Annotated in this window: 10 protein-coding genes; 4 read left to right on the plus strand and 6 right to left on the minus strand. The window is 59.9% G+C overall.

The features are described from left to right. Nucleotides 1–108: 108 nt before the first annotated feature. Nucleotides 109–666 carry an NADPH-dependent FMN reductase gene (locus ACIPIZ_RS04040; protein ID WP_064390479.1) on the minus strand — a complete coding sequence of 186 codons (558 nt, stop codon included), beginning with the start codon at nucleotides 664–666 and terminating at the stop codon, nucleotides 109–111. Between the two features lie 183 nt (nucleotides 667–849). Here ACIPIZ_RS04040 and ACIPIZ_RS04045 point away from each other — a divergent pair, with 183 nt between their 5' ends. Beyond that, complete coding sequence (locus tag ACIPIZ_RS04045) at nucleotides 850–1080, plus strand: hypothetical protein (RefSeq protein ID WP_064390480.1); 231 nt, start codon at nucleotides 850–852, stop codon at nucleotides 1078–1080. A gap of 85 nt (nucleotides 1081–1165) precedes the next feature. Continuing rightward, nucleotides 1166–2059, plus strand: a complete 894-nt coding sequence (locus tag ACIPIZ_RS04050) for a LysR family transcriptional regulator (protein WP_122854512.1) — start codon at nucleotides 1166–1168, stop codon at nucleotides 2057–2059. Here the strand turns inward: ACIPIZ_RS04050 and ACIPIZ_RS04055 are convergent. From ACIPIZ_RS04055 to ACIPIZ_RS04075, 5 genes are all read right to left on the minus strand, one after another. Beyond that, on the minus strand, nucleotides 2025–2639 hold the full coding sequence (locus ACIPIZ_RS04055; protein ID WP_064390482.1) for a GNAT family N-acetyltransferase: 615 nt from the start codon (nucleotides 2637–2639) through the stop codon (nucleotides 2025–2027). The genes ACIPIZ_RS04050 and ACIPIZ_RS04055 overlap by 35 nt on opposite strands. A gap of 14 nt (nucleotides 2640–2653) precedes the next feature. Further along, on the minus strand, nucleotides 2654–4909 hold the full coding sequence (locus ACIPIZ_RS04060) for an Orn/Lys/Arg decarboxylase N-terminal domain-containing protein (protein ID WP_064390483.1): 2256 nt from the start codon (nucleotides 4907–4909) through the stop codon (nucleotides 2654–2656). Nucleotides 4910–5112: 203 nt separating this feature from the next. Further along, nucleotides 5113–5871 carry a DNA polymerase III subunit epsilon gene (dnaQ, locus tag ACIPIZ_RS04065; protein WP_008088528.1) on the minus strand — a complete coding sequence of 253 codons (759 nt, stop codon included), beginning with the start codon at nucleotides 5869–5871 and terminating at the stop codon, nucleotides 5113–5115. Nucleotides 5872–6046: 175 nt separating this feature from the next. Beyond that, the gene (rnhA, locus tag ACIPIZ_RS04070) at nucleotides 6047–6517 is read right to left on the minus strand and encodes a ribonuclease HI (protein WP_064390484.1); all 471 of its coding nucleotides are present in this window, start codon (nucleotides 6515–6517) and stop codon (nucleotides 6047–6049) included. Nucleotides 6518–6608: 91 nt separating this feature from the next. Beyond that, nucleotides 6609–7367: a class I SAM-dependent methyltransferase gene (locus ACIPIZ_RS04075; protein WP_093430718.1), complete on the minus strand. Its 759-nt coding sequence runs from the start codon at nucleotides 7365–7367 to the stop codon at nucleotides 6609–6611. Between the two features lie 66 nt (nucleotides 7368–7433). Between ACIPIZ_RS04075 and gloB the strand changes: the two genes are divergently transcribed. After that, nucleotides 7434–8201: a hydroxyacylglutathione hydrolase gene (gloB, locus tag ACIPIZ_RS04080; protein WP_401164155.1), complete on the plus strand. Its 768-nt coding sequence runs from the start codon at nucleotides 7434–7436 to the stop codon at nucleotides 8199–8201. Between the two features lie 99 nt (nucleotides 8202–8300). Continuing rightward, the gene (locus ACIPIZ_RS04085; protein ID WP_401164157.1) at nucleotides 8301–9764 is read left to right on the plus strand and encodes a transglycosylase SLT domain-containing protein; all 1464 of its coding nucleotides are present in this window, start codon (nucleotides 8301–8303) and stop codon (nucleotides 9762–9764) included. Nucleotides 9765–10201: the final 437 nt, after the last annotated feature.

The following is a 10201-nucleotide window of genomic DNA, read 5'->3' on the forward strand; positions in this document are numbered from 1 at the left end:
ACCTGTGGGAGCGAGCCTGCTCGCGAAAGCGCACTGTCAGTCGCCATTGATGCAACGGCTGACGACGCCTTCGCGAGCAGGCTCGCTCCCACAGGGGATTCGGTGAAGTTACTTCTTGTGTTGCTCTACGAATTGTCCGTACGCATTGATAAAACTCTGCAGAAAAGGTTTCACCGTTTCGCTCAACTTGCCCGCCTCATCAAACGCCGAGCCCGCGCCGCCCAGATAAGCCTCCGGCTGCTGCATGCACGGCACATTGAGAAACACGAACGACTGGCGCAAATGCTGGTTGGCGCCAAAACCACCAATGGCACCGGGCGAGACACTGATCACCGCCCCCGGCTTGCCACTCCAGACAGCCTTGCCATAAGGCCGCGAGCCAACGTCGATGGCATTCTTCAACGGCGCCGGTACTGAACGGTTGTACTCGGGCGTGACAAACAGCACCGCGTCGGATGAACCCACTTTTTCCCGGAAAGTACTGTAGGCTGCCGGCGGTGAATCACCGTCGATGTCTTCGTTATAAAGTGGCAGATCGCCTATCTCGACAATCTCAAGCTTGAGGTTCGCCGGGGCCAGCTCCGCCAGCGCCAGGGCGACCTTGCGATTGATCGATGCTTTGCGCAGGCTACCGACCACTACCGCGACGTTGTAGACATTGCTCATGGAAGACTCTCGATTGTCCGTGGGAGGAGCGAGTAGTTATAGATGATTCGGTGACGATTCCACCAGCACCCGAGGGAAATTCCCGCGTGTTGATTATTTTTTTCCTGTAGGAAAACTTACAGGCCTTGATGGCGGTCTACCAAGCCGCAAATCAAGCGTTTTATCTCCAGAGGTTCTAAGCAGATGGCAGCAGTACTCGTCGGTCAGTTCCATGCAAGAGATGCGGAAGGCCGCGTTTATTCCGTGCATGAGTTCCAGGAATCCAACCCGTCGGTAGACGGTTCCACTGGTTCGGAGCCTATTTACAAACTGGCCATTGGCGATCGCGTCAACAAGGTCAACGAGAACGAGTTTCTCCTGGTTCAGTCAGGGATCACCCTGATCCGTGAGCCTGAGCCAACCGTCGCTTCATAACTCATCGTTATGAGCAGAAGTCATATGCGCAGACTTGGGGTAGGATTCAGCCACTGACCCCACCTGCTGAACATGGACTTCACGCATGCGTTTACGTCATATCGAAGTGATCCAGGCGCTCTTGCAGACCGGTCACCTGGGCACCGCCGCCGAATGGCTGCAGTTGCCGGTGGCCGAGGTCGAAGAGCGTTTGCGCGAAGCCGAGAGTCAGTTGGGGTTCATGCTGTTCGCCAGCGTACGCGGGCGCCTGCAATCGACGCCCGAAGCGCGGGCATTGCAGGTCGAAATCGCCCACGTCTACGACGCGCTGGAGCCAGTGCAGCGTTTGGCCAGCAGTCTCAAGCAATACCTCGCCCCGCCCCTGCGCATCATCGGCACCCCACCGCTGGCGCAACAATTACTGCCACAAAGCCTCGCCGCCCTGCGCCGACGTCTGCCGGATGCGCCGTGCAGCCTGCTCAGTGCACCGACCCGCGACATCGTCCGCAACCTGTTGCTGCGCGAAAGTGATCTCGGTCTAAGCCTGCACGACCCCGAACATCCCGACATTGATTGCCAGCCACTGGCCCAGGGCAAGCTGCAATTGCTCGCGCCTCATGGCTGGCTACAACCGAAACAGAAATACATTTCCCTGCAGGACCTGGCCGGTCAGGCCATGGTCGGCCTCGAAGGCCAGGACCCACTGAGCCCGGCGCTAGAAAACAAGCTCCAGGCCCTGCGCCCCGCACCGAGCATCCAGACCCGCGTGCAAACCCATCAGATGATGCGCAGCATGGTCGAGGCTGGCGAAGGCCTGGCCATCGTCGATCCGTTTACCGCAATGGGCGCGCGCGCCGCCGGGCTGGATGTCTGCCCGCTGTCGCCGGCCGTGCCGATCAGCCTGTACGCCCTGACCTTCAAGCACGCCGCGCCATCAGCGGCGATTCAGACTCTGCTCACCATCGTTACGGAACAAGCCGAGGCGATGCTGGCGAGCTGACGGGACTCTCCAGCGGATTATCGAACAATCGATACCAGAACAGCGCTACTTCGGCGGTGTTCGGATCAATACCGCGATAGCGCAACTGGTCAATACCACCAATCACATAACCGCAGCGCTCGTACAATCGACAGGCACCGAGGTTGTTGTTCTGGGTTTCGAGCATGATCCCCGGCAGCTTTTTCTTGCGACTCCAGAACTGCGCGACATCCAGCAACGCCTTGGCCACGCCATGCCGCCGCGCCGGCGCGTGCACCGCCAGCTCATCGATATGCGCAAAGCCATTCCAGTTGGTACTGATCACCAGATGACCGACCGGCTCATCGTCCAGATAGGCCATGAAAATCGCGCTGTCAGGCGCGTCACGGTAACTGCTGAACTCCTCGGGGTCGATGCCGTAGCACTTGCGATAAGGCACGATCGGCGTCACCGGCCACTGCTCGACCGCTTTGCCAATCACCGCTGCGCCGTAGGCTGCGACCTCGAAGCTGAAGTCGCTGCCCCAGATATAAGGCGCAAAACCTTCGTCGGCGACACGCACCGACAGCCCTGGGTATTTTGGATTCATGACCGGTTGCATACTCGGAAAAGTCCTCATTCCTTGACGCAATCGACGGTGTAATGCCGCCCATTGCCTTCGTCTTCGTGTTGCAGTCCATGCACATCAGCGACAAAACCGGGAAAGCTGCTATCGAACGTGCGGGCAAATTTCAGGTAATCGATGATCGAACGGGTCGCCTCGGTGAAGCGCTCGCCGGGCATGATCAACGGAATCCCCGGCGGATACGGCACCAGCATCACCGCAGCGATCCGCCCTTCCAGCGCATCGATCGGCACCGCCTCGACTTCGCCGCGCACCAGATGATCGTAAGCATGTGCGGGTTTCATGGCGATCTCGGGGAGCACGGTATACATGCGTTTGAGGTGTTTGGCCGTGGCATTGCTGCGGTAACAGGCATGCAGTTGATCGCACAAATCGCGCAACCCCATGCCGCGATAGCGCCCGGCATCTTCTTGGGCGACGCAGGGCAGACAGCTTTCCAGACGCACGTTGGCGTCGTAGCTGCGCTTGAATTCCAGTAATTCAGTCAGCAACGTGCTCCATTTACCCTTGGTAATGCCCATCGAGAACAGCACCAGAAAGGAATACAGCCCGGTCTTCTCGACCACCAGCCCGCGCTCCCAGAGGAACTTGCTGACCACCGCCGCCGGAATGCCCTTGTCGCTCAGCGCTCCGCCGGCATTGAGGCCCGGCATTACCAGCGTGACCTTGATCGGATCGAGCAAGACGTAATCGTCACTGACTTCACCAAAACCATGCCAGTCGGCATCCGGTTGCAGTAGCCAGTCCTCTGTCTGTACGCGGTCAATGCCTTCGACGCCCGGCGGCTGCCAGATCGAAAACCACCAGTCATCGGCAGCGATATGCTGGCGCAGATTGGCCAACGCACGGCGGAAGCTCAGCGCTTCATCAAAGGTTTCCTGCAACAGTGAGCGCCCGGCCGGGCCTTCCATCATCGCCGACGCCACATCCAGCGAAGCGATGATGCTGTACTGCGGCGACGTCGAGATATGCATCATGAACGCTTCATTGAACCGATCGCGATCCAGTTGCCGCGCACCGCCGTCCTGCACATGAATCATCGAGGCCTGACTGAATGCCGCGAGCAATTTGTGCGTCGAATGGGTGGTGAACACCAGCGGGCTGTCTTCGCTGCGTGAGGTGGCCATGCCATAGCGTCCGGCGAAGAACTCGTGAAACGCCGCGTAGGCATACCAGGCCTCGTCGAAATGCAGCACTTCAACGCTGTTGCCGAGACTTTGCTTGATCAGCTCGGCGTTGTAACAGAGGCCGTCGTAGGTCGAATTGGTCACCACCGCGAGTTTGACTTTCGGCGCACGCCCCTTGGTCAGCGGGCTGGCGTCGATCTTCGCCTGGATCGATTCGCGACTGAATTCACTCAACGGGATCGGCCCGATGATTCCCAGCTCATTGCGCTCCGGGCACAGGTAGAGCGGGATTGCGCCGGTCATGATGATCGCGTGCAACACCGACTTGTGACAATTGCGATCAACCAGCACCAAGTCATCGCGCGCGACCATCGAGTGCCAGACGATCTTGTTGGCGGTCGAGGTGCCATTGATCACGAAAAAGGTGTGGTCAGCGCCGAAATTGCGCGCCGCGCGCGCCTCGGCTTCGGCGAGCGGCCCGGTGTGATCGAGCAGCGAACCCAGCTCCGGCACCGACACCGACAAATCCGAACGCAGGGTGTTTTCGCCAAAGAACTGGTGAAACGCCTGCCCCACCGGACTCTTGTGATACGCCACACCGCCGCCATGACCGGGGGTGTGCCAGGAATAATTGGAGTCCGCCGTGTGCTGCACCAGGGCCTTGAAAAACGGTGGCAGTAAACCATCCAGATACTTGCGCGCCGCCCGCGCGACTTGCCTGGCGAGAAACGCCACGGTGTCTTCGAACAGATAGAGAATGCCACGCAGTTGGTTGAGCTCGGCCATCGCGTCGGCAGGGGCGTTTTCCAACGTGACTTGTTCACCCAAGGCAAAGATCGGCAGTTCCGGCGCACGCACCCGCGCCAGGCCGATCAGTTCGGCCATGTTCTGCAACAGATGGGAATTAGTGCTGGCGTCCTCGGCAGCAATCAGCATGCACGCGAGGCCATGATGGGTCGACGCCACCAACCGACCTTCGGCGTAGTCGGTAGCCGAAACGATACTGAAACCTTCCTGCTCCAACTCCCGGGCGATGCCACGGATACGGTCACCAGCGACCGTGTCGGCCTTGATATCGCGATGGACGATCAACACCGGGAACTTCAAATCTTTGTACATGGGGCTCAGTGTCCTGAGGCGGCAGGTTTGCAGCTGCCAATGCACTCAGGGTAGAGGGTTGCAGCGAATGTGGCGAGGGTGGCCAGTTGGCTTCATGGCGCCATAAGCAAAAGATCGCAGCCTGCGGCAGCTCCTACATTGGAATGTGATCCCCTGTAGGAGCTGCCGCAGGTTCGGGCCGCGATCGGACGATCTTTTGATCTTCAGGCTTGAGCGTCGGCTTCGGCGATCTGCGTCCATAACGCCGGGCCACCGGCAGACTTGGCAATAATCTCCAACCGCACCAGATGCGCCGCCAACTCATCTTCAGTCGCACGAATGATCCGCGCAGGCTGACGATCTGCCGGCAAACGACGAATCTCGGTCGCCGAGTTGTCCGCACCCTCGCCCGAGCCATTACCGTCCGATGCATTGCCCGCCAGCGACAGGCTGGTCTGGCCACCGGTCATGGTCAGGTAGACGTCGGCGAGAATCTCCGAGTCGAGCAAGGCGCCGTGCAGTTCACGGCCGGAGTTGTCGACGCCATAGCGTTTGCACAATGCATCGAGGCTGTTGCGCTGCCCCGGGTGACGTTCCCGGGCCATCATCAGGGTGTCGAGGATCGAGCAGTGCTGCGTGATGTCAGCGCGATCCTTCTGCCCCATCAAGGCGAATTCGTTGTTGATGAAACCAACGTCGAACGCCGCGTTGTGGATGATCAGCTGCGCGCCCTTGATGAATTCGAAGAACTCATCGGCGACTTCGTTGAAACGCGGCTTGCCGACGAGGAATTCGTTGGTGATGCCGTGAACACCGATGGCGCCTTCGTCACTCTCGCGATCCGGTTGCAGGTAGACGTGAAAATGCCGGCCCGTCAGGCGCCGACCGATCAGTTCGACACAGCCGATTTCAATGATCCGGTGACCATCGGTCACCGGCATGCCGGTGGTTTCGGTATCGAGTACAACGGATCTGGTGGCCATCAGTGTTCAGCTCTCAATGGGTCGATCTTGCAAAAAACGCGGATGTTAACACGCGTATTTCTGAGTTAGCGCGTCATCATTCATCGCGAGCAGGCTCACTCCTACAGGGAAATGCATTCCAATTGTAGGAGTGAGCCTGCTCGCGATTGGGGGCACCACGGTGCAACGGAGGGAATCAGGTCTGTTTGTAACCGCGCACTTCATCCACCCCACGGTTGGCCAACTGGTCCGCCCGCTCGTTACCGTGATGACCAATGTGCCCACGCACCCATTTCCAGGTGACCTTGTGGCGGTTGACCTGCTCATCCAGCTCTTTCCACAGATCAGCGTTTTTCACCGGTTCTTTCGCAGCGGTTTTCCAGCCGCGCTTCTTCCAGTTGGCCATCCACTCGTTGATGCCCTTCATCACATACTGCGAGTCGGTCACCAGCAATACTTCGCACGGCCGCTTCAAGGCTTCCAGGCCGCGAATCGCGCCGAGCAATTCCATGCGGTTGTTGGTGGTGTTGGCCTCGCCGCCCCACAGTTCCTTTTCAACGCCTTTGCACACCAGCAAGGCGCCCCAGCCGCCCGGGCCAGGATTGCCTTTGCAGGCGCCGTCAGTGAACAGTTCTACGGTGTCGACGCTTTCAACGCTTTCGCTCATGCCACTCTATCCAGAATAAATGCCTGCCTCGCCGATCACGGATCGACGATGGCCCGGGCCGGGACATGCCCGGCCACAAATAAAAGAAGGTTTACGGTTCAATGCGGCGGCGATTGACCTTGGCCATCGGCAGCGGAATCAGCTTGCCCATCGGCTCGCGGCGCTCCTGACGCAATGGCCGCAGCCCGACAACAATCTTGCGCGCCACCAATAAATAGAAGCCGCCGCCCGACAGTTGCCAGTCACCGGCCTTGCGTTCCCAGCCGGCCAAGCGGGCCTGCCACTTGGGTGACGCGAGCGGCGGACGATAGCACCCGAAGCGGCGTTTCTCCAGCGCAAAGCCCAGCAGATTGAGCCAGTCGGCGACCCGTGACGGCGAGATGCAGCGCGCCTGGCGCAAGGCGTCATGGGCGAAAACATGGCGTAAACCCCACGTGCTCCACGGATTGATGCCGATGATCAGCAAGTGCCCGCCGGGGCGCACACTGCTTGCCGCTTCACGCAGCAAACCGTGGGGCGACAGGCAGAAATCCAGACCGTGCTGCATCACCACCACATCGGCAGCGTGCTCGCTCAGCGGCCAGGCCTGCTCTTCGCAAACAATCTCGACGCCCGGCAACGGCGCGCCAAGACGCACATTGCGCTGCACTTGCGGCGCCGACGGCGGAGTTTCGGCCGATGGCCCGTAATGCACCAGATAACCGCCGAAGAACCGGCCCAACTCGTCTTCGAGCATGCGCCGCTCTTCATCGAGCAGAAATTGCCCGAGCGGGCCGGACAGCCATTCTCGGGCTGCGCCGATCAGGGCCAGCCAGTCAGGATCAGCCTGTGCGAACGCTTTATCACTCATCGCATTCTCCAAAGCGCCAGGAACTACTAAGATGCGCCAATGTTTTCCGCTTGGCGAATTCCGACGATGATACAGATCAGTGCCCTGCCCGCGTTCACCGACAACTACATCTGGTTGTTACAGGATCACCGTACCCAACGCTGCGCGGTGGTCGATCCGGGCGATGCCGCGCCAGTGCAGGCATGGCTCGAGGCCCATCCGGGCTGGGTCTTGAGCGACATCCTGATTACCCACCATCACCATGATCACGTCGGCGGCGTCGAACGCCTGAAAGCCGCGAGCGGCGCGACTGTTTACGGCCCGGCCAGCGAAAGCATTCCGGGGCGCGACGTCGCGCTCAAGGACAACGATACCGTCAGCGTGCTTGGCTGGGACTTCGCTGTCTATGCGGTGCCCGGTCACACTTTGGGACACATCGCCTACTACCATCACGGTCTGCTGTTCTGCGGCGACACCCTGTTCGCCGCCGGTTGCGGGCGACTGTTCGAAGGCACGCCGGAACAGATGCATCACTCGCTCAGCCGTCTCGCCGCGTTACCGGAAGATACGCTGGTCTACTGCACCCATGAATACACCCTGAGCAACCTCAAGTTCGCCGCCGCCGTCGAGCCGACGAACCCGGACATTGCCGCCCGTCTGGAAAAAGTCACCCGGCAACGGCAGAACGGCGTCATGACCCTGCCTTCGACCCTGGCCCTGGAAAAGCTCACAAATCCGTTTTTGCGCACCAGTGAAACATTAGTTACACAAAAAGTGGACGAACGGGCAGGCGCTCAAAACCGGGCGCCGAGTGAGGTATTTGCGGCTCTGCGGGCTTGGAAAGATACGTTCTAAGTGCCCCAGCACTTGATACAAAAATTCTGAATGGTTGACCGCAAGGGGTGCGCTTTCTAGAATCGCCCGACATTTTTGCCCGGAACTTACTTCCAGCCAATGTCGTCATCCATACGTAAGTCCGTCAATTCAGACGCATTGACCCGCCTGGCGCAAGCCATCGCGGTGGCTGTGTCCGCCACGCTGGCGGGCTGTTCCAGCCATGCTCCGCAGACTGAAGCGACCCATACGCCGAACATTGCTGCGCGAGCCAAGCAGAAGCCGATCTGGCTGACCGAGAAGCCCAGCCCACAGGTTCCCCAGGATATCTGGGAACGCATGCGCCAGGGCTTCCAGTTGCAGGAAGGCCTCGGCGTAAATCCGCGCATCGAGCAACAGCGCCTGTGGTTCGCCAGCAATCCCTCTTTCCTCGAGAACGCCGGCGAACGCGGCAGTCTCTATATTCACTACATCGTCGAACGCCTCGAAGAACGCAACATGCCGCTGGAACTGGCCCTGCTGCCAGTGATTGAAAGCGCCTACAACCCGATGGCCTATTCGCGCGCCGATGCTGTCGGGCTGTGGCAATTCATTCCGTCCACCGGGCGTTACTTCAACCTGCGCCAGACCCGTTTCTATGATGGCCGTCGCGACATCACTGCCTCGACTACGGCAGCGATGGATTACCTGACTCGCCTGCACGACATGTTCAACGGCGACTGGTTGCTCGCCCTGGCCGCGTACAACGCCGGCGAAGGCACGGTCAGCCGCGCGATCGAACGTAACGAAAAGCTTGGCCTGCCGACCGACTACTGGAACCTGCCACTGCCGGCGGAAACCCAGGCGTACGTGCCGAAGCTGCTGGCATTGTCGCAAGTGGTGCTGGCGCCAGAGGCCTACGGGGTCAACCTCAACCCGATCGCCAACGAACCGTACTTCCAGGTCGTCGAAATCAACCAGCGCATGGACCTGTCCAAGGTTGCCGCGGTGGCGAACATCGACGAAGACGAACTGTTCCAGCTCAACCCGGCGTTCAAGCAGCGCACCACCATCGACGGCCCTCAGCATCTGCTCGTGCCAACGTCGAAGGCGCAACTGCTGACCGCCAGCCTGCAGACCATGCGGCCTGACGAGCTGATCAGCCCGCGCTCGCTGAAGCCGGTGTTCGAGGGTGCCGATCCTTCCGAGGTGGCAAAACTCAAGCGCGCTTACCGCGTGAAGCGTGGCGACAACCTCGGCTCCATCGCCAAGGCCAACAAGGTTGAAGTCAAGGATCTGCAGCGCTGGAACAAGCTGACCGGCAAGAACCTCAAGGTCGGCCAGACCCTGGTGATGCAGGACAACACCAAGCGTGCGCCGGCTCGCAAATCTGGGCGCGTCAACACAGTGATTGCGTCCAACAGCAAGACCAAGAGCAAGGACGACAGCGCGCAGCAGACTCAGTACAAGGTCAAACGCGGCGACACGCTGTACGTGGTGGCCAAGCGCTTCAACGTTGAGATGCAGCATCTCAAGCGCTGGAATCCGGGTGCGGGTAAAGCGTTGAAGCCGGGGCAGATGCTCACGGTTTATCAGCCGCACTGATCGAAGAGCCCCTGAGTTTGCAGGGGCTTTTTTTTGATCACGTTTTTGTGGTGTGCTTTAGATCCATCCCCCTCACCCCAGCCCTCCCGAAACGTCGGACCGCCCCCAAGGGGGCGAGGGGGAAAGGGAGCCGACCTCCGTGCTATTCAACATCCGAGTTCGACTCGGTATCGCACGTCGGTGCAATTCGTCCAAACACCGCGATCAGTCCCCTCTCCCCCCGGGAGAGGGTTAGGGTGAGGGGCTTTTCAAAACGTGAGTTCGGCTCGGTATCACACGTCGGCGCAATTCGCCCAAACACCGCAATCAGTCCCCTCTCCCCCCGGGAGAGGGTTAGGGTAAGGGGCTTTTCAAAACGTGAGTTCGGCTCGGTATCACACGTCGGCGCAATTCGCCCAAACACCGCAATCAGTCCCCTCTCCCCCCGGGAGAGGGTG

Source organism: Pseudomonas sp. NPDC087690 (assembly GCF_044743175.1).
Classification (GTDB): domain Bacteria; phylum Pseudomonadota; class Gammaproteobacteria; order Pseudomonadales; family Pseudomonadaceae; genus Aquipseudomonas.

What these genes read in the sequence shown, in the direction of transcription:
- ACIPIZ_RS04040 (WP_064390479.1), bottom strand. Translation starts at nt 666, where the DNA reads ATGAGCAATGTCTACAACGTCGCGGTAGTGGTCGGTAGCCTGCGCAAA.
- ACIPIZ_RS04045 (WP_064390480.1), top strand. Translation starts at nt 850, where the DNA reads ATGGCAGCAGTACTCGTCGGTCAGTTCCATGCAAGAGATGCGGAAGGC.
- ACIPIZ_RS04050 (WP_122854512.1), top strand. Translation starts at nt 1,166, where the DNA reads ATGCGTTTACGTCATATCGAAGTGATCCAGGCGCTCTTGCAGACCGGT.
- ACIPIZ_RS04055 (WP_064390482.1), bottom strand. Translation starts at nt 2,639, where the DNA reads ATGCAACCGGTCATGAATCCAAAATACCCAGGGCTGTCGGTGCGTGTC.
- ACIPIZ_RS04060 (WP_064390483.1), bottom strand. Translation starts at nt 4,909, where the DNA reads ATGTACAAAGATTTGAAGTTCCCGGTGTTGATCGTCCATCGCGATATC.
- dnaQ (WP_008088528.1), bottom strand. Translation starts at nt 5,871, where the DNA reads ATGGCCACCAGATCCGTTGTACTCGATACCGAAACCACCGGCATGCCG.
- rnhA (WP_064390484.1), bottom strand. Translation starts at nt 6,517, where the DNA reads ATGAGCGAAAGCGTTGAAAGCGTCGACACCGTAGAACTGTTCACTGAC.
- ACIPIZ_RS04075 (WP_093430718.1), bottom strand. Translation starts at nt 7,367, where the DNA reads ATGAGTGATAAAGCGTTCGCACAGGCTGATCCTGACTGGCTGGCCCTG.
- gloB (WP_401164155.1), top strand. Translation starts at nt 7,434, where the DNA reads ATGATACAGATCAGTGCCCTGCCCGCGTTCACCGACAACTACATCTGG.
- ACIPIZ_RS04085 (WP_401164157.1), top strand. Translation starts at nt 8,301, where the DNA reads ATGTCGTCATCCATACGTAAGTCCGTCAATTCAGACGCATTGACCCGC.